Genomic DNA, 25,101 nt, shown 5'->3' on the forward strand with positions numbered 1-25,101 from the left:
TTTAAGCTATGTGCTCTAAAGGTGCTGGCTGTCGCTGTACCGGGCTATTTGTTTGATAAAATGTTCAAAGTCGCTTAAACGATGAGAAATGACGTGGATGACAATATCCAGATTGAGCGCCTGATAGTCATGCACGGCAATATTTCTTAATCCCACCATTTTTTGCAAATTATCAGAGAGATCAATCGTAATAATCTGGTTTGCAGCAAGAAGCGCGAAGCTATCGCGGCTACTTTGTGGTATGCCTAGCTGCTTGATACGGATAAGATAATTAGCGATATCAATAGCGGCTTCGCAGGCACGCTGTATGTTAAGTATGACGGAATCTTGCTTGGTGAAGTTTTGACGAAACCCTTCCTCAGTATCGAATTCCTCACGAATACGACGCAGGCATCTTTGTATGGTGCTGCTTTTGTTGAGCAAGATATCTGTCATGCTTTTAGATCCTGATTAAAGCTACGAATGATATCCGCACGCTCTTTTTGCAGATGCTGGTACATCGAAAGTGTTGTCATTTCAAATTCTCCCGCTGCTGTTTCCGCATCATAAAGCAGCTTGCCGTTACGAACGATCTCCATTTTTAATACCGTTGAAGCCTGCAATAAATCGATAAGATCGACGTCATGACCCACTTCTTTTGCTAATTGATTAGATAGCTCCCAACGTTCAACGGGATCCAGTGCTCTCGTAGCCATGATGGCGATATCAATGTCGCTGTCCGCTCTGGCATTGCCTGTAGCCTGAGAACCAAAGAGATAAATAATTTTGATGTCGGGTATCTGTTTTTTCAGTGTCAAAACGATCTTATCGAACATATGATAGCCCCCATTCCTACGATTCTCTTATTGTCTGATAGGATTGCTCGAACATCAATGTATTGCCCGTCAGGGGAGGGGAACAGATAAGTCATCCCCCAGCCCCTATTTAATCACACTTCAAAATCAGTCTGTGGTTCGTCGTTTGGCGTGATGCGAACCTCCATGATTCGATGGCTTTCCACCGCCAGAATAGTGAACTGATAACCATCGATTGATAGGGTATCACCCACCTGTGGAACCCGCTGTGCGTGTTCCATCAACAGCCCCGCTAATGTGTAGTATTCGCGCTTTTCATCCAGCGTCAGCGGAACATACATCGTCAGGTCTTCCAGCGGAATATAGCCATTTGCGGTCCAACTGCCGTCGTCATTCTGCTGAATGCTGTGGCGCGCATCGCGATCTTCTCCTTCGCGCGGTAGGTTACCCGCAATGGTTTCCATCACGTCACTTAATGTAACAATCCCTTCCATCGAACCAAATTCATCAACGACAAACGCAAAATGTGTTCTCCCTTCTCTGAACTGTTCTAGAGCCTGCAAAAGCGAAAGTTGTTCGGGGAAAACCAGCGGCTGACGAATCAGAATGCGCAGGTTAAACGGTTCGCGGTTTAGCTGCTGCTGTAGTAAGTCCGCAACATGTACTATGCCCAGCGGCTCGTCAGACGTCTTGCTGTCGGTCACCACTAATCGGGAATGCTGGTTGCTCGTTAACAGCTTAGCGAGTGCACCTTGCGTAATATCCAGCTCAACGGCATCGATATCATGCCGCGATGTCATGATGCTGCTAATGGTTCGTTGTGCTAGCCCTAATACCCGCTTTATCATCCGGCGTTCCTGAAGGTTGAATACCTCCTGACCTGCCCGGGTGTTGTCTGCAATCATCGACGAGGTTTGATTATCCAGCTCGGCTTCTTCGTGGTTGCCGCGCAAGATACGCAAAACCACTTCTGCGGTACGCTGACGTAGCGGGACCGAAGATGAAAGGAAGCGGCGGCGGTTAAACATGGAGACCTGATTCAACATCTCAATCAGCACCGAGAAACCTATCGCAGCGTAGAGATAACCTTTAGGGATGTGATAACCAAAGGCGTCTGCGACCAGACTGAAACCAATCATCAGCAGGAAGCTGAGGCACAGGATGACGATGGTTGGGTGTTCCGCGACAAAGCGGGTCAGTGGTTTACTGGCCAGCAGCATCAGGAAGATGGCAATTGTCACGGCGGACATCATCACCAGCAGATGGTCGGTCATGCCGACGGCGGTAATCACGGAGTCCAGTGAGAATATCGCATCCAGTACTACGATCTGTGCAACGACGGGCCAGAAGCGTGCACCTTTACGTTGGGCGTGCTGCTCTTCATCTTTTCCTTCAAGGCGCTCGTTGAGCTCCATCGTGGCTTTAAAGAGTAGAAACAGCCCGCCAATCAGCATGATGACATCGCGAGCGCTGAATGTGTGCCCAAGGAGCGTGAAAAGTGGGGTAGTCAAAGAGGCTAGCCAGGAAATGGACGCCAGCAGGCCCAGTCGCATAAGCAGGGCAAGTAACAGCCCGACGACTCTGGCTTTATCGCGTTGTTCTTTTGGTAGTTTCTCAGCCAGAATGGCGATGAAGATAAGATTATCAATGCCCAGAACCAGTTCCAGGACAACCAGCGTGGCCAACCCGGCCCATATTGTTGGATCAGCGATCCACTCCATATCTATTTTTTCACCTTTAAATGAAGATAACCTCGATAGCGTATCAGGGCAGACACAGATGAACCAGAATTTGCAGGGATATTCTTTTTTTGGCGAGTCCGGTACGAGCGTCGGCAGCCTGTCGACCCGCGCTTTCCTCCACTTTTACACGGCAGTTAGCCTATATAAATCTTGTGTGACAAGTTATTTAAAACAGCGTGAAAAAGCAGCAATAAGCAAGATTTTCAGAATTATGAGCGGGATAGCTCGCGTTAGTGTTTGATAGTGTTGGTAGACAACGCATAGAATATGCCAGCCTATTTAACAGGATTTTTACGACAGGAAGGCGCGGGTTTTTGCTATGATTTTTTATTCGCATCTTACAGCTTCCTGCAAAAACGCCTCTTAGGTTGGCGGTGCATGAGGGGAAGCGAGTGCGTAGTCTTATTCTGAAAAGCTCGTCCTGGAACATCTTACCCTTGTACTCTTTACTTCGTCATCAATACTATTGGGGTGAAAATTGGCGTTGTAGACTTAGCTATATTTTTATAAATAAATCTATTGATGAGAAATATTTTGTTAGCAATGTCAGTTAGCTAGCAAATTTATGAAGTATTTACATAAAAGCAGAGGGCTTACGGAGCCAGATATGTTGCCACAGGATGGTGTTCCGTACGTTGTTGACAGCGCATTGGTTGCTATAAGCCAAGGGCGGTAGCGTGTCTGATGCAGAATATTTAACGGTTGATGATGGTGCAAAAATGCAAGATTTCATCGTTGTATTTTTAAGCGCATTCGTCGCGCTGTTCTTGGTTAGAAAGGTCGCAATCAACGTCGGATTGGTGGATAAACCATGTGCACGTAAAAAGCACCGTGGAAATGTTCCTCTTGTCGGGGGCGTGTCGATTTATCTCGCGCTCTGCGTTTTATTTATGCTGCATTCTGACTGGCTTCCTGATTTCTCCCTATACATGATTTGCACTACCTTGCTATTGGTTGTCGGTGTGATTGATGACCGTTTTGACCTCCCCGTTTTTCCCCGGTTCGTTGTTCAACTGCTGGTGGGTAGTTTAATGATGTACTCGGGGTTATACCTTTCATCATTAGGGGACGTGGTGTTTGGTCATGAACTGCTTTTAGGGGGATTCGGGTACGTCATTACATTGTTTGCCGTATGCGGGGCTATCAATGCCTTTAATATGATCGATGGTATTGATGGTTTACTGGGCTCACTCGCCTGTATCGCATTTTGCTCACTGTTTTTTTTATTCTATTCAGGGGGCGAACGCCAATTTGGGCTCTGGAGCCTATGCATGATGGCGGCTATGCTACCTTATCTTTTCCTGAATCTTGGCATCCCTCTGGGAAAAAGATTTAAGGTTTTTATGGGGGATGCAGGTAGCACCGTTATAGGATTTACCGTACTTTGGTTGCTGATTCTTGCTTCTCAGGGAGAAAGCGCGGTAATGAATCCAGTGACGGCGCTTTGGTTAATTGCGATCCCTCTGATGGACATGGTTGCTATCACGCTACGGCGGTTTTTGAAAGGCGATAGTCCGTTTAAGGCCGACAGGGGACATCTTCACCACATTCTGATGTCTTCAGGACTGACCGCGCGACAGTCGTTGATGATAATTACGTTTGTGGCACTATTGTTTGCCGTTGTGGGAATCATCAGCGATCGCAATCACGTGAGCCAGCCTATGATGTTAGGCCTATTTTTTGTAATGTTTACCGGTTATTTCTATTTTATACCGCGTATAGAAAAGGTGATGCAGTGGGGACGACGAACTCGTTCCGACAGGCTGGTAAATGAGTTGCCAAACCGTACTGTTCAGCGTCGCTAAGCGGAAAATTACCGACTTTTTACACGTTAGACTGCGGGTTCAGTTGAATAAAGATTCTCTATAATCATTTGATATTTTGTAGGGATTTGTGCAATTTTGAATTAAAAGTGATGGAATAACAGGATGATAAAGCACAAGTTAAAATTGGCACCCTTAGTCGTGTCACTAGCCTTCCTTAGCGGCTGTACCATAATCCCCGGAAGTCATCTATCGACGAGTGGCAAAGAGGTTATTGAGCAGCAAGACGCTGATTTCAATATTGATAAACTCGTTAATGTTTATCCTCTTACGCCTTATCTGGTCGATAAAATGCGGCCTAAGCCATTAATCGCACAAACTAATCCTGCATTGGAACGTGAACTACAGCAATATGAGTACCGCATTGGTATTGGTGACGTCATCATGGTTACCGTGTGGGATCATCCAGAACTCACGACACCCGCAGGAACATATCGCACTGCTGCTGATACGGGGAACTGGGTACACTCCGACGGTACAATCTTCTATCCGTATATTGGCAAGGTCAAAGTTGCTGGTAAAACGGTGATGGAAGTGCGTAGTGAAATTTCTTCCCGTTTGGCAACTTATATCGAGTCTCCACAAGTTGATGTTAATATCGCATCCTTCCGCTCTCAGAAAGCTTATGTCACGGGAGAAGTAAAAACCTCCGGTGAGCAGCCTATCACTAATGTGCCGTTAACGATTTTGGATGCCATTAACAAGGCTGGCGGATTAAGTGAAGATGCCGACTGGCGTAATATTGTGCTGACGCACAATGGCCAAGAAAAACGCATCTCTCTTCAGGCTTTGATGCAAAACGGCGACTTATCTCAGAACACACTGTTATATCCTGGAGATATCCTCTATATCCCTCGTAACGACGACTTAAAAGTTTTCGTTATGGGCGAGGTTAAGAAACAGAGTACGCTCAAGATGGATCGCAGCGGTATGACCTTGACAGAAGCTTTAGGTAACGCTGAAGGTATGGATCAAACGATGGCTGATGCAACAGGTGTCTTTGTTATCCGTCCCCTAAGAGGAACCCAAGGGCCGAAATTGGCTGATATTTACCAGCTCAATGCTGCCGATGCTACATCCCTTGTGATGGGCGCAGAATTCCAGTTACAGCCGTATGATGTAGTCTATGTCACTACTGCACCTGTCGCGCGTTGGAACCGTTTGATTTCACAACTTGCACCGACGATCTCTGCGTTTAACGATTTGAGTGAAGGTAGCCTGCGAGTTCGTACCTGGCCATAGAGATAATTATGTTTGATTCAATATTAGTTGTCTGTGTAGGTAATATTTGTCGTTCCCCTACAGGGGAGAGATTGCTAAAACAGGCATTACCTGCAAAAAAAGTGGCGTCCGCTGGGTTAGGGGCGCTGGTGGGAAAACCCGCTGACGCTATGGCAACTGACGTTGCAAATAAATACGATCTTTCTCTTGAAGGACATGTTGCACAGCAGCTAACTTCCGCATTATGTCGGCAGTACGACCTCATTTTAGTTATGGAGAAAGAGCATATTGAGGCAGTGTGCCGCATTGCTCCTGAGGTTCGTGGTAAGACCATGTTATTCGGTCGTTGGCTGGAGCAACAAGAGATCGCGGATCCTTATCGAAAGAGCCGCGAAGCTTTTGAATTTGTCTATTCACAACTTGAGCAGTCTGCCCAGAAATGGGTGCAGGTACTAAGCCGTTAACAAGTCAGGGAAACCCATGGCAGAGAAAATTTCAGTAAAAACCGCCGATTCAAACGCGGATGAGATTGATTTAGGTCGTTTATTAGGGACATTATTAGATAACAGATGGCTAATAATCGGTGTAACGGTAATTTTTCTAATATTCGGTATTCTCTATGCTACGCTGGCAACGCCAATATATAAAGCGGATGCCTTGGTTCAGGTAGAGAAAAACAGCAGTAATAAGTTAATTAACGATATAACCAGCATGCTACCAGACGCTAAGCCAGAATCGGCAGCGGAGATAGAGTTAATAACTTCTCGAATGATAATAGGGAAGACCGTTAATGATTTAGCGCTGGATATTAATGTTCAGCAAAATTACTTTCCTTTTTTTGGTAAAGGAATTGCCAGATTGACAGGTGCCACGAAAGGGGTACTTGCTGTTTCTCGTCTGGATGTACCTGATTCCTGGAAAGATGAACCTATTACGTTAAAGGTTATTGATAATAAAAACTATAGTATATCTGCTGGCGATACTGTTCAGTTTGACGGTCAGGTTGGTAAACTAGAACGTCATGATGGGATTACGTTGTTAATTAGTGATATTGCTGCTGATGAAGGAACAACGTTTAGTATCAAAAAACTTAATCAGTTAACAGCAATTAATAATATACTAAAAACATTGAGTGTCGCTGATAGAGGAAAAGATACGGGCGTCTTAGCGTTAAGCCTCGAAGGTGAAGACCCGGTACTGACCAATAAAATACTTAATAGTATTAGTGAAAACTATTTACAACAAAATGTCGAACGTAAGTCAGAAGAGTCTGGGCGCAGCCTTGAGTTTTTAAAGGAACAGTTGCCTAACGTAAGAAGTATATTGGATGAAGCTGATAATAAATTGAATCTGTTTCGCCAGAAAAATGAATCAGTAGATTTATCATTAGAAGCTAAATCCGTTTTAGAAACAATGGTTGCTCTAGAGGCTCAGTTAAATGAACTAACATTTAAAGAAGCCGAGATATCAAAACTTTATACAAAAGAACACCCTGCTTATCGGGCATTATTAGAAAAACGTAGAACGCTTGAAGAAGAAAAGGAAAAAATTAACAAACGAGTTGGAGCAATGCCGAAGACGCAACAGGAAATTATTCGGTTAACTCGTGATGTTAAGGCTGGTCAAGAAGTATATATGCAGCTGCTGAACAAACAGCAGGAATTAAGCATTAATAAAGCCAGCACAGTAGGTAATGTTCGAATCATTGATAGTGCAGTTGTGCAGCTTAAACCCGTTAAGCCTGAGAAAGTATTTATTGTTTTATTATCTATAATACTGGGCGGGTTACTCTCTGTATCATTTGTTCTGATAAGAACCATACTGCATAAAGGCATTGAGAGCCCTGAACAGCTTGCTGAGTTGGGTATCAGCGTCTATGCAAGTGTGCCGTTGTCAGCTTGGCAACAGAAGAAAGACCGAGCCCTATTAGGGAAGGGTAAAAGAGGCAATACTCGATCTACAGAATTGCTTGCCGTTGGGAATCCTGCAGATCTCGCGATTGAAGCCATCAGAAGTTTACGCACCAGTCTGCATTTCGCCATGATGGAAGCCAAAAACAATGTGCTGATGATCTCTGGTGCAAGCCCTGCGATTGGTAAAACATTCGTCAGTGCGAACCTCGGAGCCGTTATCGCTCAGTCAGGGCAACGAGTACTCATCGTCGACTGTGATATGCGCAAAGGCTACGCCCATGAGCTGATGGGATGTCAGGGTACAGACGGGCTTTCCGATATACTGTCAGGACAAATTACGACAGAGAAAAGTATTCGTAAAACGGCTGTAGAAAATATGGATTTTATCCCTCGTGGACAGATCCCACCTAATCCTTCTGAATTGTTAATGCATAGCCGTTTCTCACAATTCATCGATTGGGCGACGAAGAACTACGACATTGTGTTGCTGGATACACCTCCAATTCTTGCTGTAACTGATGCTGCTGTTATTAGCAGACATGCTGGAACTTCACTTCTGGTTGCTCGCTTTGAGGTGAATACACTGAAAGAAATTGAAGTGAGTATTCGTCGTTTTGAACAGAATGGTACGGAAATCAAAGGTGTTATTCTGAATGCGATTGTAAAACGTGCGGCTAGCTACTATAGCTACGGAAATTATGATTATTATTCATACGAATATAAATCAGATAAGTAGTTTCTCTAGGTAAACGTTCTATTCTTATCCTATGGCAAGTAATTCTCTTATAGAATTACTTGCCTGAATTTCATTCCTCACCCTTCATTTAAAATATAATAAATCTACTAAAATAATGTAACTAAAGCATTAGCAGTCTAAATGCCAAAGTGTTTATTGATTTTTAAACGTGTTAATTAATGAATCATTAGCAATTGCTAAGGTGTGTAACAATCATGCATTCATTTTTAAATCTTAGAAAAATAAATATAATAAAGTTCTCATTGGCATTTTCAGATTTTTTCTTTTTTAATATTTCCCTAACGCTCACTTTTATTTTTATTAAGCTATTTGGTTTTAATATATATTCTTTTATCCCAAAGGATGAATTCTTTGCCAGATTTGCTTCGCATGTTGTTTTCTCTGTTATTTGTGTAAGCTGGTTCTGGGTCAGATTAAGACATTACTCCTATCGTAAACCATTCTGGTTCGAGTTAAAGGAAGTTCTAAGAACCCTGGTTATTTTCTCCATATTGGATTTGGCGTTTGTTGCGTTTTCAAAGTGGGATTTTTCCCGATATGTTTGGGTTCTAACGTGGTTTTTTGCGCTGATTTTAGTTCCTTTTGGACGTTCGTTAACCAAACGAATTTTAGACAAGTTGAATCTTTGGAAAAAACAAACGGTCATCATTGGAAACGGTAAAAACGCCAGAGATGCCTATGCTGCTTTACAAAGCGAAGAAATCTTGGGTTTTAGCATAGTGGCGTTTTTTTCAACTAAGAAAAGCGATGATAGCCAGATCTTTAATATTCCTGTTCTCTCTTCGGAAGAGGAACTTTGGGAACAGTGCTGTTCTGAAGAAACACAGTTCATTGTTGCGGTTGACGCAGAAGATTATGAGCTGAGGGATTATTGGTTAAAATCACTAGCCAAGAAGAAGTGCCGCTCCGTCTCCGTCATTCCAACGCTGCGCGGCGTTCCTTTATATGGAACTGAAATGTCTTTCATTTTTAGCCATGAAGTCATGATTCTGCGCGTCAGCAATAATCTGGCTAAAAGAACATCACGAATAGTAAAAAGAACGTTTGATATTGTGGGATCCATCTCTATTATTTTTGTCGCTTCCCCTTTGCTGCTATTTTTGGCTTTCTTGATTTCCAAAGATGGTGGCCCAGCTATATATGGGCACGAACGCGTAGGGCGTAATGCAAAGAAATTTAAATGCCTGAAGTTTCGTTCAATGATTGTCAACTCTCAGGAGGTACTGCAGGAGTTACTCGACAACGATCCTGAGGCAAGGGCTGAGTGGGAAAAAGATTTTAAGTTAAAAAATGATCCCAGAATCACCAAAGTAGGTAATTTCATCCGGAAGACCAGCCTGGATGAGTTACCGCAATTGTTCAATGTGCTGAAAGGGGAGATGAGCTTGGTTGGCCCTCGCCCTATTGTTGAGCAAGAGTTGGAGCGCTATGCCGGTGATGTCGACTATTATCTCATGGCAAAGCCAGGAATGACCGGATTATGGCAGGTCAGCGGTAGAAATGATGTTGATTATGATACCCGAGTGTACTTTGATGCGTGGTATGTAAAAAATTGGTCACTATGGAATGATATCGCTATTTTATTTAAGACAATTAATGTTGTCTTAAAAAGAGATGGCGCGTATTAGTGATTTATCAAATGAAATCGACATTGGACAGAACATATCAATGTGCATGTTTCATGTTTTGTAATCAGTACTAAATCAGCTAATTGAAATTAGTCGAAAGTGTAAATAATAGTTGGCTTCCATTATGACGAATAAAATCACATTAATGCCTTCTGGTGTTGTTTTCGAATGTGGCTCAGAAAAAACAATTTTAGATTCAGCAATAGAACAAGGGATTGTTCTGGAACATAGCTGTAAAAATGGTTCGTGTAATGCGTGTGAAGCCCACATTCTTGGTCCGCAGGGTGAAGTCCTTACTACCATTTTGACTTGTCAGGTGAAACCTGACTGCGATATGACGCTGGAAGCTGAGTATTATCCAGAACTAGCGAATATTAAAAGTAAAACAGCACCGTGTAAGGTTGACTCTATAGAATATCCTCATGAGGATATTGCAATTATTACGCTTCGTTTACCACCTACAGCAAATCTTACATTCTTGCCTGGGCAATATCTTGATCTGAAGTATCAAGGTATAGCCAGAAGCTACTCAATAGCTTCTATTCCACAAAACAATAGCAAAATTGAGCTTCATTTAAAGCGAGTGGAAAATGGTGCCATGAGTAGTAAAATATTTGGCCATCTATCTGCTAACCAATTAATGCAGCTTGAAGGACCAAAGGGCACTTTTTTCTATCGTAACAATGAACACTCAGGACCAATCATATTCCTGGCAACGGGAACAGGATTTGCGCCAATAAAATCGATTGTTACTGATTTACTTAATAAAGGTATTCAACGGGATATTTACATTTATTGGGGAAATAGAAAAAGTAAATTGTTCTATGACCCTTCCGTTGCGCTGTGGGAAAGCCAGCATGCTAATGTTAAGTGCAGTCTGGTTCTGTCTCGGCCTGAAGATGATTGGAATGGAAGATATGGTTATGTTCAAGAGTTTGTCGTTGCCGATATTAGCGACTTGAACACAGCCAGCGTCTATGCTTGTGGAAGCCAATCAATGATTGAGTCAGCAAAAGCGTTATTAATTGAGAATGGACTTCCTGCAGCTAATTTTTACTCAGATGCCTTTGTTGTATCGGGTTGAATGATAAAGCGATTAAGAAATATATATTGAATGTATTATTTGTCATCAGCAGATGACAAAAAATTAAAGAGTAGGAACCAACTAGGAGCGTTCCATGAAAGCGGTGATACTTGCAGGTGGGTTAGGTACCAGACTGAGCGAAGAAACGGTGACTAAGCCTAAGCCCATGGTTGAAATTGGTGGGAAACCTATCTTATGGCATATCATGAAGATGTACTCTTATCATGGCATAAATGAATTCATCATATGCTGTGGATATAAGGGATATGTTATTAAGGAGTATTTTGCGAATTATTTCCTGCACATGTCTGATATCACCTTCAATATGAAGGATAATGAAATGACGGTGCTTCAAAAACGTGCAGAGCCCTGGAAGGTTACGCTCGTCGATACTGGCGATCACTCCATGACTGGAGGCCGCCTGCGCCGCGTTTCTGAATATATTAAAGATGATGAGTGCTTTTGCTTTACCTACGGTGACGGGGTATGCGGCGTTGATATTCAAGATACGATCGCCTTCCATAAGCGCCATGGTAAGCTTGCTACATTGACGGCGACATTACCGCCGGGTCGTTTCGGAGCACTCGAATTATCCAATGGACAGGTTCAAAGTTTTAAAGAGAAACCAAAAGGCGATGGTGCCTTGATTAATGGTGGTTTCTTTGTTTTATCTCCTAAGGTGCTGGACCTCATTGACGGTGACAGCAGCGTTTGGGAACAATCACCTCTGATGACTCTGGCCGCACAGGGTGAGTTGATGGCTTATGAGTACACGGGTTTCTGGCAGCCAATGGATACGTTGAGAGACAAAATGCTTCTTGATGAACTTTGGCAAAATGATGAGGCTCCTTGGAAAAAATGGGAGTAGACAGCGTGGTAAATTCAGCATTTTGGCAAGGCAAAAAAGTCTTCGTGACGGGGCACACTGGCTTCAAAGGTAGTTGGTTATGCCTGTGGCTGCAGAGCATGGGTGCAGAGGTAAAAGGGTACGCGTTGGAGGCACCGACGACCCCTTCTATTTATCAATCTGCCTGTGTTGAAGAAGGGATGTCCAGCGAAATTGGGGATATCCGTGATTACCAGAAAATGGAAGACAGTATCAGAGCGTTTGGCCCTGAAATTGTTTTCCACATGGCGGCGCAGCCGCTTGTCAGGCTTTCGTACGATATTCCTGTTGATACTTACGCGACGAATGTCATGGGTACTGTGCATTTGCTGGAAGCGGTGCGTAAAATCGGTGGCGTTAAAGCCGTAGTCAATATTACCAGCGATAAGTGCTACGAAAACAAAGAATGGGTTTGGGGATATCGTGAGAACGAACCCATGGGTGGCTATGACCCTTACAGTAACAGCAAAGGCTGTGCTGAATTGGTCGCTGCAGCATATCGACAGTCATACTTTAACGCTGATAAATATCAGGAACATGGCTGTGCGCTGGCTTCGGTCAGAGCGGGTAATGTGATCGGCGGTGGTGATTGGGCACTTGATCGTCTTATTCCCGATATTCTTAAGGCATTTGAAGAGCAACGTCCCGTCTTGATTCGCAGTCCGCACGCTATCCGCCCTTGGCAGCATGTGCTTGAGCCGCTGTCTGGTTATCTCTGCATTGCGCAGGCGCTTTATCTAAACGGTACGGCGTATGCGGAAGGCTGGAACTTTGGGCCGCTAGATGAAGATGCTCAACCTGTTCAATGGATTGTTGAGAAGATGGTTGGCGCGTGGGGTGACGATGCATCCTGGATTTTGGATGATGGTGAACATCCCCACGAGGCACATTACCTGAAACTGGATTGTTCCAAGGCTAAAATGCGCTTGAATTGGGCACCAGTATGGCGGCTTAAAGAGACGCTAAACCGTATTGTTGCCTGGCATAAAGCCTGGTTAGCCGGTGCGGATATGCGTCAGACTACGCTAAATGAAATACATGATTATATGAAAACTCAAAATGATAAAGGTCACTATTGATGAGCACCCAAAACCTAAGAGAAGACATCGCTAAACTGGTTGAGCAATACGCTAACCAGGCTTTTGCCTCCAAAGTATTTTTGGCCGGTGAGAGTGTCATCCCTCCTGCGGGCAAAGTGATCGGTGCTCCAGAAATCAAAATGATGGTCGATGCTTGTCTGGATGGCTGGCTGACAACAGGGCGTTTTAACCGTGAATTTGAACGCCGTTTGGGTGAATTCCTTGGTGTAAAACACGTTCTGACGACAGTATCTGGTTCTGCTGCTAACCTTCTGGCTCTGGCTACGCTGACTTCCCCTAAACTGGGCGATCGTGCGTTAAAGGCAGGCGATGAAGTGATTACTGTTGCTGCCGGGTTTCCAACCACGGTTAACCCATCGATTCAGTATGGCTTGATTCCTGTTTTTGTTGATGTTCATATTCCTACTTACAATATCGACCCCAGCAAAATTGAAGCGGCAATCAGTGATAAAACCCGTGCGATTATGATCGCGCATACTTTGGGTAATGTGTTTGATTTATCAGAAGTTAAGAGAATCGCTGATAAATACAATCTCTGGCTGATTGAAGACTGCTGCGATGCGCTGGGCGCCAAATACAACGGTCAGATCGTTGGTACATTTGGTGACATTGCTACCGTCAGTTTCTACCCTGCGCACCATATTACGATGGGTGAAGGCGGTGCTGTCTTTACTAATTCATCCGAATTGAAAACGATCACTGAATCTTTCCGCGACTGGGGACGTGATTGTTATTGTGAACCGGGCTGTGATAACACCTGTGGAAATCGATTCGGCCAGAAATTGGGTTCTCTGCCTTTTGGCTATGACCATAAATATACCTATTCACATGTTGGGTACAATCTCAAAATTTCGGACATGCAAGCGGCATGTGGCCTGGCGCAAATGGATCGTCTGCCTGATTTTGTAGCGAAACGTAATGCTAACTTCGACTATCTGAAAGCGGGTCTCGCATCATGTGAAGAGTTCATCGAGCTGCCTGAAGCTACACCGAATGCTGAGCCATCATGGTTCGGTTTCCCGATTACCCTTAAAGAAGAAAGCGGGATTAGTCGTGTTGATCTGATCAAATTCCTGGACGATGCCAAAATTGGTACTCGTTTATTATTTGCAGGTAACCTGACTCGCCAGCCTTACTTTGAAGGAGTGAAATATCGTGTTGTCGGTGAGTTAACCAATACTGACCGTATCATGAACCAGACTTTCTGGATCGGTATTTATCCGGGATTAGATACTGAGCATCTGGATTTTGTGATCGGAAAATTTGAAGAATTCTTTGGGTTGAATTTTTAATTGAAATAAATAATAGGCGGATCGTCTTGTATATAGCTATCCGCCTATTAAATAGATTCATCTAAAAAGCATTTTTTAAATCGTAATGTAATTGTGCATGATGGCTATCTTACTAATAAGTTATAATCCTATATAGCTACAGCCCAGCCGCTCTATAGTATTAAAATACTACTCTTACTGAAAATATAAATACGATGAAACAGCTTAACCCAATAAAGCAAAAGCTTGCCGCAGGTCAGCCCGTTATGGGGATCTGGTCTATTGTATCATCTCCTACCGTCGTTGAAATTTTATCAAGTTCAGGTATCGATTTTTTAATACTGGATATGGAACATGGTATTTATGGCGTAGAAGCACTGGAAGCTTGTATTCGGGCTACTGAGGCTGCAGGTGCTTCTCCGATCGTCCGCGTGCCTGGCATGAACGCCTCCGCAGTACAATGGGCACTGGATCTGGGAAGCCACGGAATAATTGTTCCTCAGGTATTAGGTGAGCAACAAGCTCGAATGGCGGTTGAAATGGCCAAATTCTCGCCTGATGGAACGAGAGGTTATAACCCGTTCACGCGTGCAGGTGGCTATGCGAATGCGTCTAGCAATCAAAATGGTAAATTAGCCAATTCGTTTGGCCTTACTTCAATTATTGTTGAAAATGCGGTTTCTCTTAAAGAAATTAATGAAATCTGCGCTATTGACGATCTTGACATGATCTATGTCGGCGTTTATGACCTTTCAATTTCTCTTGGGTATAACGGTAACACACTTCACCCTGAACTGGTTAAAATAGTGGATGACACAGTTAAAACTATTCGAAATTCAGGGAAAGCGGCTGGTGTGATGGTTCGGAATGAAAGCGAAATTACTTCTGCACTTAATTTAGGTGCAAATGTACTCGTATATGGCGTCGATACATCATTAATCAGACAAGCAATGTCTGCGGCCGTAGACACCTTCAAGCATTCAATATAAAAATATATAAGAGGACATCATGAAAATGCGAGTGGCAGATTTTATTGTTCAACATCTCCGTAATATCGGTGTTGACACAGTATTTTTACTGAATGGCGGGGGCATGATGCATATGGTCGATGCCTTGGCTCGATGTGAAGGTATTCGCTATGTTTGTAGCCATCATGAGCAGGCGTCTGCTATTGCTGCTGATGCCTACGCCCGTCTTTCCGGTAAATTAGGGGTCTGCTACGCAACCGCCGGGCCGGGTGCAACCAACATTCTTACTGGTGTTGTCGGGGCATGGCAAGATAGTTCCCCTGCATTATTTATTACTGGCCAAAGTAAAAGTACACAAACAATTGCGCTGTCTGGCATAAAAGGATTGCGCCAATTTGGTACATTTGAAGTGAATACCGTGCCCATCATGGAGAGCGTGACTAAATATAGCCATATGCTGACTGATGCGAGCACGATTAAATATCATCTCGAAAAAGCAATACACGAAGCGACCTCGGGCCGACCTGGGCCTGTTTTGCTTGATATTCCGCTGGATATACAGGGAGCGCTGATCGATCCTGAAACGTTACAAGGGTTTGTCGACGAGGAACCTGCTGCTGCGTTAGCACCGACGGAAAATGAGATTCAGCAGATTATTACGGCTGTTTCGGGAGCCAAACGTCCGGTTATATTAGCGGGTGTAGGCGTGCGGGTGGCGAACGCATCTGAAGCATTTAGAAAACTCATTGAGGAATGGCAAATTCCTGTTGTGACAACCCAACTGGGTAAGGATGCTATGTATTATGAGCATCCGCTATTTGTTGGCCATTCGGGTCCCAAAGGCGACAGGGCCGGTAACTTTGCCGTCCAGACTGCTGATGTTATTTTATCGCTTGGCACGAGTTTACACGGTCAAACGACAGGCTGGGAAAACAAGCTATTTGCCCCTACGGCGACGAAAATACAAATTGATCTTGATGATGCCGTGCTGGAAAGAGAGCAGATCAATGTCAATCTGAAAGTCAGGGCAGGCGTAGCCGAATTTATTGAGTGCATCAAACCTTTTATTACGCCACACGCTTCTGAGAAATGGCGTGCATGCTGCCATAGCTGGAAAACACGTTATCCTGTGCATGCGGAGCCGCATCAGCATGAGGAGGACGGTGCGAATTTCTATGATTTTGCAGAAATACTATCGCAGCTTCTGCCTGATAATGCTTGCGTTGTCTCAGATGCAGGATCGGCCTTTTATGTGGCGGGGCAGGCGATTCGTTTAAAAGACGGGCAGCGCTTTATTTCCTCTGGTTCACTGGGGGCCATGGGTTATGCGCTTCCAGCAGCAAATGGATGCTCGCTGTTTGACCGCAACCGTCCGATTGTGTGCGTCACTGGCGATGGTTCGCTGATGACAAACGTACATGAGCTCGCCACTATGCGAATGGAGCAGCGTAACGTCAAATTGTTCGTGATTAACAATTCTGGCTATGTCTCTATGCGTAATACGCACCGTGAATTCTTCCAGGGATTAATCGTCGGTGCCGATTATGAATCAGGTGTCTTTATTCCGGCGATGGAGTCTTTGGCGAAGAGCTATGAGCTTCCTTACCTCTGCTGCAAAACGGATGAAGAAATACGCCATACGATCAGAGAAGCATTGGAGATGGACGGGCCAGTGCTTGTTGAAGTTATCACAATGAAGAATCAGCGTATTATTCCTACCGTAGCGTCTAAGCGTTTGCCTGACGGCAGAATGGTGTCAACGCCTATTCATGAGATGCAGCCTGCTTTACCTGACGATGTTATTGCGAAGGAAATGTCAGCGGCTATTTCTGAGGATTAATTACCATGCACATTGCGATTCTCGGGTGTACCAGCCAAATAGCGAAAGATCTTATTCGTTCTATCTATGCTTACAGCCAGCACGATTTGATTCTTTTTGGCCGAACACCTCAGCAAACACTGTCGTGGCTTGTTGAAAATGGCATAACGTCACGCTGTAGCGTGAATCAATACGAAGAATATCCAAATATTGATCATGATGTGGTCATTAACTTCGTGGGTATTGGCGACCCCTCTAAAGCTGCTGCTATGGGGGGAAACATCTTCGATATTACGCTGCACTATGATGAGTTAGTGCTTAATGGGCTAAAAAAACATCCCGAGCGTCGCTATCTATTCTTATCCAGTGGTGCGGCCTACGGTTCGTCATTTTTAGAACCTGCGGACGTCAACACACCATCAACGATTAATATTAATAATCTGCTTCCACAAGAATATTATTCAGTCGCAAAACTACATGCTGAATGCAGACACCGGTCGTTGAAAGAGTATGCCATCGTTGATTTACGCGTCTTCAATGTATTTAGTCGGACTCAAGATTTGGAAGCGCGCTTTTTCATTACGGATATTGTCAGAGCGATTCAAGCCGGTACAGAGTTGATTACCTCGTCTGATATGATTTATCGCGATTTTATGCATCCGAAGGATTTCTATCAGTTGGTTGAAAGTGTATTAAAAGCACCACCGATGAATATTTCTCTGGATTGTTATAGTCGCCAACCAGTGGATAAAATCACATTACTTGACGAAATGAAAAAGACGTTCGGTTTATCCTATCGTGTTCAGGAATCGAATACGTCCATTAATGCGACGGGTGTTAAACCCTACTATTACTCAAAGAACAAAAGAGCTGCCGAGCTCGGCTATCTGCCAGAGTATTCATCTCTTGAAACTATCATTGAGGAGACCAACGCTATTCTTGGCCTCCAAAAAACAGTCTAGAGAGAAAAATTCAGTAGAGACTAATAGATGACAAATCTAACTAAGAAAGTACGTGTTGGCATTATTGGTAGCGGTAACATTGGTACTGATTTGCTAATCAAAACCATGCGTTCTGAATCGCTTACGTGCACCATTTTTGCTGGAAGAAACTTTAATTCTGCTGGCATGAAACGGGCCAATGAGCTGGGAGTACACATTTCAGATCGCGGTATTCAAGCCATTCTGGACGACCCTTCAATTTGTGATGTCGTTTTTGATGCAACGTCTGCTCAGGCGCATATTGAGCACTGGCGCGAACTGGAACAGCTTGATAAAACCGTTATTGATATGACGCCTGCCAAAGTTGGTGGTTTCTGCATTCCAGCGATTAATGCTGAAGAGATATTGGCGTCAGGTAACCGAAATATCAATATGGTCACCTGCGGCGGACAATCCTCGATTCCAATTGCGAATGCGATTTCTTCTGTTCACCCTGAGTTTGAATATATCGAAGTGGCATCAAGCATTGCATCACGGAGTGCAGGACCAGCAACACGCGCAAATCTGGATGAGTATATTGATACTACAGAGAAAGCGCTTAAGCAGTTCACTGGGGCTCAACGAGCGAAAGCCATTCTGATATTAAATCCTGCGGTACCGCCTATTGATATGCAGACGACGATTTACGCCAAGATAGATCGTCCAAATATTGCTGCAATCGATGCATCGGTAAGAGAAATGGTTGAACGACTAAAACGCTACGTACCTGGATATCAACTGGTGCTGCCGCCAACGCTTGATGGCAACCGTGTTATCACCACGGTCAAAGTCATGGGCAATGGCGACTACCTGCCACAATACGCTGGCAACCTTGATATTATTAATTGTGCGGCGATTGCTGTAACGGAAATGATTTCTTCATTGAGATATGGGAAATAAGACGATGGCGAAGAAAATTCTATTATGTGATCCAACTCTCCGTGATGGTAATCATGCTGTAAGACATCAACTGACGCGTGAAAGCTTTGCAGCCTATTGTCAGGCCGCTGAGGCCGCTAATGTCCCCGTCGTGGAAGTCGGCCACGGTAATGGTCTGGGTGCATCGTCAATGCTTGTTGGCGAATGCTTGCTGAGCGATGAAGATATTTTTACCATCTCGCGTGAGCACTTGCATAAATCTCGCATGGCCATTCACTTGATTCCTGGCTTTTGTACTATCAAGAAAGATCTGACCCGTGCGCTGGATCTTGGCGTAGATTTATTCCGCGTTGCATCGCATTGTACCGAAGCTGATATCACCGATCGCCATATTCATTTTGTCAGGAATTCGGGCAAAGAGGCGTGGGGGATTTTGATGATGAGTCATATGACTTCTCCTGCGGTTCTTTTAGAAGAAGCCAGAAAAATGGAGTCCTATGGTGCGGAAGCGATTGTTATCATGGATTCTGCAGGGGCATATTTCCCAGATGATGTGAAAGAGCGTATTTCGACTCTGGTTAATGGGCTAACTGTACCTGTCGGTTTTCACGGTCATAATAATCTGGGTATGTCAGTTATTAACTCAGTGGTGGCGGTGCAAGAAGGCGCAACCATTATTGACGGCACTATTCGTGGATTTGGTGCCGGCGCAGGAAATACCCAGTTAGAAGTATTGGTGGCTGTGTTTGAACGTTTGGGTTACGAAACAGGGATCGATCTCTATAAAATTCTGGATGCAGCAGATATCGCTGAAAAAGGGTTTAATCCTGTCGCACCGTCAATATCGCCTTTATCGATTGTAAGTGGCCTTGCCGGGGTATTTTCAGGATTCGCCAAGCCAGTGGCAAAAGCGGCAAAAGATTATAATGTTGATCCCAGAGATATCTTTTTTGGGCTGGGTGAGCGTAAAGCGGTTGCTGGCCAGGAAAGCTTGATTTACGAAGTTGCACAAGATCTTGCCAAGCGTAATGAAAACTCCGTTAAAAAGGGACAATAATAATGAAAACATCATCATTGTCAGAATGTCGTTCAGATTGCTTGCTGGCCTGTGCTGAGGCTGAGGACGTAAGAAAGGTACTAGCTGGAAAGCATATCAGCATGACCGGAGGAACTGGATTCCTCGGTACCTGGATTGCTGAAATGATATCGGCACTGAACGATGAATATAATGCGGGCATTACGTTAGACATCTATGCTACCCGAGTTCAGGAGTGGCCGAGACGATTACCGCATTTGGCTTCAAGATCGGATATCAACATTTATACTCAGGATGTCAGATCGCCTTTTGAGTTTGCAAAAGCAACGAATTTTATTATTCATGCCGCAGGTATTCCCAATACGCGCGTTCATTCATCAGATCCCCTGAGAGTTTATGAAACGACGGTCACTGGGACTGCAAACTGTCTGGAAGCGGCGACCAAACTTGGTTCGCTTATTCGGATGGTTAATGTCAGTTCATGTCTGGTAAATGGCCAACCCGATCGTCCTGGATCAACAGCAGAGGATGATACATTTATACAGCGTGCCGGTGAATTGCACGGTGTGTATGCCGAAGCCAAGCGTGCCTCTGAAACCGTAGCGGCTATCTACCGCAATCAGCATCGTCTGCCTATTTCTACCGTTCGACCATTTACGTTGGCTGGTCCTTATCATGAGCTTGATCTGCCGTGGGCGATTAATAACTTTATGAGGGATGCGCTCAATGGTTCGACAGTTCGCATCCATGGCGACGGTAATGTCCGCAGAAGTTATTTATACGGTAGTGATGCAGCCTGGTGGACACTGACTGCTTTGGCAAAAGGAGGAGATGGTGAAGTTTATAATCTGGGGAGCGCCCATTCAATGAGCCATATTGAGCTTGTTAAGATGATTGGCGATCTTCTTGGGAAAGAACTCAATGTCGAGATTAATACCAACCCTGCTAAAAAGAATAAAGTTGATGATTTATACCCTAATACGCAACGTGTATCACAGCGACTTAAGGTTACAGAAACTGTAGATAGCTTAGGCATTCTTCGAAAAATGTACGCGTGGCACAAATCTTCTGCTAAATAGTGGAGATGAGAAACCTTACGTTTCTTACGGGTGTGTAATTGCATGCTATCTGTCACAGATATTTATTTCTGATGTCTTATTTCTATATCATTTTATATATCGTCATTGACGACTAAATTGAGATGCTGACTTTTGCATCGATTCGGTTTCCTCGATTTTATATTGAGGTTTTTTGTTGTGATTTTTTAAGAAAATCCTGCCTGGAAACTGTTGCCAGGCAGGAATGAAATAGAAGAAGAGCAAGATGATAAATGCGAAGTCAATTCTCATAACAACCATATTTTCATGGCTTTCTCGTATAATAATAATTGCCGCGCAGTTAATAAGTATAAGAATATTACTTAAGCATTCTAGCTTGGATGAGTTTGCTGTTTACTCACTTTTAGTTAGTATTGGTGGCTGGTTTATATTAATGGACTTTGGGATTGCAATTGCTCTGCAAAATTATATTTCCGAGCGATTGGCTAACAAGGAGAAGTATCAGGATCTTATATCTAAGGCAATGTACTTTGTTATACCGTGGTACATTTTTTTAGTCGCAGTCTTATATTTATTTTCAACTAAAATAGCATCCGTATTGTTACCTTTTAGTAACGTCAGCATTGATGTTAAAGCCGATATGATTTTTGTTACAGGGCTAATTTTTGTTACGACAGGGATTGGTAATGTATGTTACAAAATTTGGTATGCTGAAAATAAAGGATATATCTCAAACATACTACCAGCGATTGGTGCAATAATAGGTTTTTTACTTCTTTATTTATTCATTGACCGCATGGAGAACAAATCTCTTGGTGGGATAATGTTATTTTATTCTCCAACTGCGCTAATTGCTTTGTTTGCCTTGCTGAAGAAAACCGTTCCCTGTATTTCTCTTCCCCGAATTGAGCTATCTTTAGTTGTCAGAGGCAGTAAATTCTGGGTGTTATCTATCATGGTGGCGCTAACGCTACAGGTAGATTACATTATTATGTCCCGATTTCTTTCTGCTGAAGATATCGTTATCTATACGCTGACAACGCGAATATTCGGATTTGGGTACTTTTTATATTCATCGGTGCTTGCAGCAACGTGGCCAACTTTTACCGAGCTCTCCGTAAAGAAAGATGCAGAGAAGATACTAGGAATACTTAAGAAATATGTTTTTTTCAGTTTGCTAGGTGTGGTGGTTTTTACTCTCGTCTTTATTCTTACCAAAGACATCGTAGTGAGTATATTTACGTCGGGAAGTGGAAAGGTTATTACAATACCCAACTCTTTCATTCTATTAAATGGAGCTTACCAACTGGTTTTAATATGGACTGCATTGTTTTCAACCATCTTGCAAAGTGTTAATTTAGTTCGCCTCTTCTTGATACTTACCCCTATTCAGGCTGCAATCAGTGCGTCATTCCAATGGGTGCTGGCTGAAAACATTGGTCTGTATGGAATCACGATAGGTTTATTGGTTTCATATCTGGCAATTGCGGTTTGGTTGCTACCAATAAAATGCATAAAATATATAAAATCATTGGATGAAAACAAAGATGAAAAAGATATTAGTGGGCATACCAAATTACAATAATGCGGCCTATATTATTGAGACGATAGAGTCAGTATTGAAACAGTCTTACTCAGGGGTTGATGTTGTTGTTTTTGATAATGCGTCAACTGATGACTCGGTCGAAGTAATCGAAAAAAATTTCCTGGACAACCCTAGAGTTGTATTAAAGAAAAGCGATAGTAATGTTGGTCCGACGATGAATCATAATCGTTGTATTGAGTATGCTATCGATAATAAATATGATTACCTGAAAGTGCTATCGTCCGATGATGTGTTATTACCGAATATCATACAGGAACAGTTTGATTCGTTAGAGTCTGAGCCGAGAGGATCGTTTGCTACATGTAATATGATCGTTACCGATGACAAATTGATGAAAGTAAAAGAGCACGCATTTTTAGGCAGTGATGTGGATGGCAATTCGGTTATTAAAAAGTGTGCTTCTCAGTCTGCAAACTATATTGGCGGGCCATCTAACGGATTACTTCGAGTTAGTTGCATTGGGGATATCCGATTCAGCCCTGAATATAAATGGCTGTCGGATTTGAAATTCTACTGCGACTTGCTAGCGAATCGACCTTTCATCAATACTGGTACTAATGGTTTCTTTTACAGAAGACATGATAATACTGACTCAGGGCATGTTTCGAAAATAAAAAATTTGAAAAAGAGAGAGTCGATTCGATTTTCGGAGGAGTATGGTGGAAACTTCTTAACGAAAATAAAAATACACTTGAGGGATATCAAGTCAAGGTTATTATGAAATTAAAAAATAGCTACCCAATCAAAACTGTTTTTTATTTTTTAGCACTTTTGATTTCGGATGCATTAAAAACGCTGAAATCTTATCTCCGAAGAGCCCAATGCAGGGCGAACGGCATCTATATTGATAAAACCGCTATTATTCGAAGTGATGACAGAGGATGTATAACACTGAATGACGGCGTAAGAATTTCTCATGGCGTTGTTGTTATCTGTACTAATGAGAAAGCAAGGGATAATGTTTTCTCTCAGCTGTTTATCGGAAAAGGGACTACAATTAATGAGTACTCAAATATAAGAGCATCTGGCGGAACAATTAGAATTGGCGAAAACTGTATGATCGCCCAATTTGTGAGCGTGGTTGCATCCAACCATATTGTCAATACTGAAAAATTGATGATTGATGAAAGCTGGGATGATAACAAGAATGAGATCACCATTGGGAATGATGTGTGGATTGGTGCCGGAGCTGTTATTTTGCCGGGTGTCACGATTGGTGATGGCGCAGTCATTGCTGCTGGCTCGGTGGTGACGAAAAATATCGATGCATTTACGATCAATGCCGGAGTGCCCTGCAAGAAAATAAAAAACAGGGAATTGTTTTTTAAAAATATCAATAGTTGATTTTTATAAGATTATATGAAAGAAAATAACTATACTTCATCCTTTATTTTTCCCAACCACCTGTATGGTGGACATGAAGTTATGACAATAAACATTTTGAATTATATGGCGAGTCATAACTCTCTCGGTATTGAGTGTCATGTTAATAAAAGAAACATCAAGGTATTAGATTCTCTGAAGGCACTCAATGAAAAATTTGGCCATGAGAGAATAAAGATATTTTCTCACTCCTGGTCTTCAGATAAGAATCCGCTTCTTTCTTTTTTTCAACCGTTCTCTTTTGTTAGAAAACTCCTTTTTATCAAGAAACTCTTTTCCTCACGACAAAAAGCTGTCCTTGTGCAGGGGAGTATTGAGCTTGGCGCTGAGTTTATTTGGGTTTCTTATATTCTTGGGTGTCGAGATCTGTTGATAAGCTATATCCCCATGTGTCATACATTTAAGCATATGGGGTTTAAGCTTGGCGAACTTCGTGATGTGGTTTCTGCATTGACCTATAAAATGTGCATGAATTACATAACGATATCTAAGCCTAATGAGGTTCTTTTAAAGAAAAGGAATGCTTCGGCTAAAGTAAGTATTGTTAATAACTTCATTGAGCCTATTTCTGCAATTATTCCTGCTGACAGTCATTCATCTGAAAAAATTAATCTAGCTATTATCGGTAGGGTGGAAATAAAGCAAAAAGGGCACGACATACTAATTAATGCATTAAAATATATCGATGATGAAATCGTTAAACGAATACATCTGATTATAGTCGGTGATGGGCCAGATATGAATATGGTGAAAGACATGATAGAGAGCAATCATCTTTCCGATAAGGTATCATTTACTGGCTGGGTCGACAAATGGTACCAAATAGATGAAAGAATTGATTATGTAGTTATGCCGTCGCGTTTTGAGGGCGTTCCTTTGACGATGCTTGAAGCATTATCCCTCGATATCCCATGCATCGGTGCAAATAGAGATGGCATGAGCGATTATATTTCGGAAGAATTACTATATGATGTAGGTGGTGGTGATGATATTGAGTCAAAAAATCTCGCCAAAAAGATTAACTATGCCTTATCTAACAATAAAATGACTAAAATGAAAATAAATCGTGATGATTTATTCTATCCTAAAGGCATTGAAGTATTAGACGAGACTTTTTTATGAAGATTGTATTTATATTGTCATCTCTTTTTAT

General features: G+C 42.9%; 22 protein-coding genes. 19 read left to right on the top strand and 3 right to left on the bottom strand.

All coding sequences use genetic code 11. The features are described 5' to 3' along the window. Positions 1 to 15 precede the first annotated feature (15 nt). The 3 genes from hepT to LCF41_RS06780 all read right to left on the bottom strand — a co-directional run bounded on the left by hepT (position 16) and on the right by LCF41_RS06780 (position 2,515). On the bottom strand, positions 16 to 435 hold the full coding sequence (gene hepT, locus LCF41_RS06770; RefSeq protein WP_010296752.1) for a type VII toxin-antitoxin system HepT family RNase toxin: 420 nt from the start codon (positions 433 to 435) through the stop codon (positions 16 to 18). Continuing rightward, positions 432 to 815, bottom strand: a complete 384-nt coding sequence (gene mntA, locus LCF41_RS06775) for a type VII toxin-antitoxin system MntA family adenylyltransferase antitoxin (protein WP_225087399.1) — start codon at positions 813 to 815, stop codon at positions 432 to 434. The genes hepT and mntA overlap by 4 nt, the downstream gene beginning before the upstream one ends. Positions 816 to 928: 113 nt before the next feature. Then, a complete protein-coding gene (locus LCF41_RS06780) occupies positions 929 to 2,515 on the bottom strand; it encodes a TerC family protein (RefSeq protein WP_225087400.1) in 1,587 nt (528 codons plus the stop codon). A gap of 740 nt (positions 2,516 to 3,255) precedes the next feature. On the opposite strand from LCF41_RS06780, the gene wecA reads away from it, so the two are divergent. The 19 genes from wecA to LCF41_RS06875 all read left to right on the top strand — a co-directional run bounded on the left by wecA (position 3,256) and on the right by LCF41_RS06875 (position 25,070). Then, entirely contained in the window at positions 3,256 to 4,341 is a 1,086-nt protein-coding gene (gene wecA, locus LCF41_RS06785; protein WP_225088115.1) for a UDP-N-acetylglucosamine--undecaprenyl-phosphate N-acetylglucosaminephosphotransferase, read from the top strand. 123 nt (positions 4,342 to 4,464) lie between these two features. After that, positions 4,465 to 5,601, top strand: a complete 1,137-nt coding sequence (locus tag LCF41_RS06790) for a polysaccharide export protein (RefSeq protein ID WP_225087401.1) — start codon at positions 4,465 to 4,467, stop codon at positions 5,599 to 5,601. An 8-nt stretch (positions 5,602 to 5,609) separates the two neighbouring features. Then, positions 5,610 to 6,044, top strand: coding sequence for an arsenate reductase/protein-tyrosine-phosphatase family protein (locus LCF41_RS06795; RefSeq protein ID WP_225087402.1), 435 nt, complete (start codon positions 5,610 to 5,612; stop codon positions 6,042 to 6,044). Positions 6,045 to 6,060: 16 nt separating this feature from the next. After that, positions 6,061 to 8,229, top strand: a complete 2,169-nt coding sequence (gene wzc, locus LCF41_RS06800) for a tyrosine-protein kinase Wzc (RefSeq protein WP_225087403.1) — start codon at positions 6,061 to 6,063, stop codon at positions 8,227 to 8,229. A gap of 215 nt (positions 8,230 to 8,444) precedes the next feature. After that, the gene (wbaP, locus tag LCF41_RS06805) at positions 8,445 to 9,878 is read left to right on the top strand and encodes an undecaprenyl-phosphate galactose phosphotransferase WbaP (protein ID WP_225087404.1); all 1,434 of its coding nucleotides are present in this window, start codon (positions 8,445 to 8,447) and stop codon (positions 9,876 to 9,878) included. Between the two features lie 124 nt (positions 9,879 to 10,002). After that, positions 10,003 to 10,962 (top strand): CDP-6-deoxy-delta-3,4-glucoseen reductase, encoded by a 960-nt coding sequence (locus LCF41_RS06810; protein WP_225087405.1) that lies wholly within the window; start codon positions 10,003 to 10,005, stop codon positions 10,960 to 10,962. Between the two features lie 94 nt (positions 10,963 to 11,056). Then, complete coding sequence (gene rfbF / locus LCF41_RS06815; protein WP_225087406.1) at positions 11,057 to 11,830, top strand: glucose-1-phosphate cytidylyltransferase; 774 nt, start codon at positions 11,057 to 11,059, stop codon at positions 11,828 to 11,830. A gap of 5 nt (positions 11,831 to 11,835) precedes the next feature. Continuing rightward, positions 11,836 to 12,927, top strand: a complete 1,092-nt coding sequence (gene rfbG / locus LCF41_RS06820; protein WP_225087407.1) for a CDP-glucose 4,6-dehydratase — start codon at positions 11,836 to 11,838, stop codon at positions 12,925 to 12,927. Beyond that, on the top strand, positions 12,927 to 14,240 hold the full coding sequence (gene rfbH, locus LCF41_RS06825) for a lipopolysaccharide biosynthesis protein RfbH (protein WP_181848260.1): 1,314 nt from the start codon (positions 12,927 to 12,929) through the stop codon (positions 14,238 to 14,240). The genes rfbG and rfbH overlap by 1 nt, the downstream gene beginning before the upstream one ends. A 194-nt stretch (positions 14,241 to 14,434) precedes the next feature. Beyond that, a complete protein-coding gene (locus LCF41_RS06830) occupies positions 14,435 to 15,208 on the top strand; it encodes an HpcH/HpaI aldolase family protein (protein WP_225087408.1) in 774 nt (257 codons plus the stop codon). Between the two features lie 19 nt (positions 15,209 to 15,227). After that, complete coding sequence (locus LCF41_RS06835; protein WP_225087409.1) at positions 15,228 to 17,027, top strand: thiamine pyrophosphate-binding protein; 1,800 nt, start codon at positions 15,228 to 15,230, stop codon at positions 17,025 to 17,027. 5 nt (positions 17,028 to 17,032) lie between these two features. Then, on the top strand, positions 17,033 to 17,968 hold the full coding sequence (locus LCF41_RS06840; RefSeq protein WP_225087410.1) for an NAD-dependent epimerase/dehydratase family protein: 936 nt from the start codon (positions 17,033 to 17,035) through the stop codon (positions 17,966 to 17,968). Positions 17,969 to 17,995: 27 nt separating this feature from the next. Then, positions 17,996 to 18,886, top strand: a complete 891-nt coding sequence (locus LCF41_RS06845; RefSeq protein ID WP_225087411.1) for an acetaldehyde dehydrogenase (acetylating) — start codon at positions 17,996 to 17,998, stop codon at positions 18,884 to 18,886. Between the two features lie 4 nt (positions 18,887 to 18,890). Further along, on the top strand, positions 18,891 to 19,922 hold the full coding sequence (gene dmpG / locus LCF41_RS06850) for a 4-hydroxy-2-oxovalerate aldolase (protein WP_225087412.1): 1,032 nt from the start codon (positions 18,891 to 18,893) through the stop codon (positions 19,920 to 19,922). Positions 19,923 to 19,924: 2 nt separating this feature from the next. Beyond that, positions 19,925 to 20,980, top strand: a complete 1,056-nt coding sequence (locus LCF41_RS06855; RefSeq protein ID WP_225087413.1) for an NAD-dependent epimerase/dehydratase family protein — start codon at positions 19,925 to 19,927, stop codon at positions 20,978 to 20,980. A gap of 244 nt (positions 20,981 to 21,224) precedes the next feature. After that, positions 21,225 to 22,544, top strand: coding sequence for an MATE family efflux transporter (locus LCF41_RS06860; RefSeq protein ID WP_225087414.1), 1,320 nt, complete (start codon positions 21,225 to 21,227; stop codon positions 22,542 to 22,544). Next, positions 22,507 to 23,286 (top strand): glycosyltransferase family 2 protein, encoded by a 780-nt coding sequence (locus LCF41_RS06865; RefSeq protein ID WP_225087415.1) that lies wholly within the window; start codon positions 22,507 to 22,509, stop codon positions 23,284 to 23,286. The genes LCF41_RS06860 and LCF41_RS06865 overlap by 38 nt, the downstream gene beginning before the upstream one ends. After that, entirely contained in the window at positions 23,283 to 23,909 is a 627-nt protein-coding gene (locus LCF41_RS22235) for an acyltransferase (RefSeq protein ID WP_284144948.1), read from the top strand. The genes LCF41_RS06865 and LCF41_RS22235 overlap by 4 nt, the downstream gene beginning before the upstream one ends. Positions 23,910 to 23,924: 15 nt before the next feature. Then, positions 23,925 to 25,070, top strand: coding sequence for a glycosyltransferase (locus LCF41_RS06875; protein ID WP_225087416.1), 1,146 nt, complete (start codon positions 23,925 to 23,927; stop codon positions 25,068 to 25,070). Positions 25,071 to 25,101: the final 31 nt, after the last annotated feature.

Origin of the sequence: Pectobacterium colocasium, from assembly GCF_020181655.1 — a bacterium.
GTDB lineage: Bacteria > Pseudomonadota > Gammaproteobacteria > Enterobacterales > Enterobacteriaceae > Pectobacterium > Pectobacterium colocasium.

Coding starts and splice junctions, on each gene's coding strand:
- LCF41_RS06810 (WP_225087405.1), top strand. CDS start 10,003: ATGACGAATAAAATCACATTAATGCCTTCTGGTGTTGTTTTCGAATGT.
- LCF41_RS06835 (WP_225087409.1), top strand. CDS start 15,228: ATGAAAATGCGAGTGGCAGATTTTATTGTTCAACATCTCCGTAATATC.
- wecA (WP_225088115.1), top strand. CDS start 3,256: ATGCAAGATTTCATCGTTGTATTTTTAAGCGCATTCGTCGCGCTGTTC.
- wbaP (WP_225087404.1), top strand. CDS start 8,445: ATGCATTCATTTTTAAATCTTAGAAAAATAAATATAATAAAGTTCTCA.
- mntA (WP_225087399.1), bottom strand. CDS start 815: ATGTTCGATAAGATCGTTTTGACACTGAAAAAACAGATACCCGACATC.
- dmpG (WP_225087412.1), top strand. CDS start 18,891: ATGGCGAAGAAAATTCTATTATGTGATCCAACTCTCCGTGATGGTAAT.
- LCF41_RS06855 (WP_225087413.1), top strand. CDS start 19,925: ATGAAAACATCATCATTGTCAGAATGTCGTTCAGATTGCTTGCTGGCC.
- LCF41_RS06865 (WP_225087415.1), top strand. CDS start 22,507: ATGAAAAAGATATTAGTGGGCATACCAAATTACAATAATGCGGCCTAT.
- rfbF (WP_225087406.1), top strand. CDS start 11,057: ATGAAAGCGGTGATACTTGCAGGTGGGTTAGGTACCAGACTGAGCGAA.
- LCF41_RS06860 (WP_225087414.1), top strand. CDS start 21,225: ATGATAAATGCGAAGTCAATTCTCATAACAACCATATTTTCATGGCTT.
- LCF41_RS06840 (WP_225087410.1), top strand. CDS start 17,033: ATGCACATTGCGATTCTCGGGTGTACCAGCCAAATAGCGAAAGATCTT.
- LCF41_RS06830 (WP_225087408.1), top strand. CDS start 14,435: ATGAAACAGCTTAACCCAATAAAGCAAAAGCTTGCCGCAGGTCAGCCC.
- LCF41_RS22235 (WP_284144948.1), top strand. CDS start 23,283: ATGAAATTAAAAAATAGCTACCCAATCAAAACTGTTTTTTATTTTTTA.
- LCF41_RS06875 (WP_225087416.1), top strand. CDS start 23,925: ATGAAAGAAAATAACTATACTTCATCCTTTATTTTTCCCAACCACCTG.
- LCF41_RS06790 (WP_225087401.1), top strand. CDS start 4,465: ATGATAAAGCACAAGTTAAAATTGGCACCCTTAGTCGTGTCACTAGCC.
- wzc (WP_225087403.1), top strand. CDS start 6,061: ATGGCAGAGAAAATTTCAGTAAAAACCGCCGATTCAAACGCGGATGAG.
- hepT (WP_010296752.1), bottom strand. CDS start 435: ATGACAGATATCTTGCTCAACAAAAGCAGCACCATACAAAGATGCCTG.
- LCF41_RS06795 (WP_225087402.1), top strand. CDS start 5,610: ATGTTTGATTCAATATTAGTTGTCTGTGTAGGTAATATTTGTCGTTCC.
- LCF41_RS06845 (WP_225087411.1), top strand. CDS start 17,996: ATGACAAATCTAACTAAGAAAGTACGTGTTGGCATTATTGGTAGCGGT.
- LCF41_RS06780 (WP_225087400.1), bottom strand. CDS start 2,515: ATGGAGTGGATCGCTGATCCAACAATATGGGCCGGGTTGGCCACGCTG.
- rfbH (WP_181848260.1), top strand. CDS start 12,927: ATGAGCACCCAAAACCTAAGAGAAGACATCGCTAAACTGGTTGAGCAA.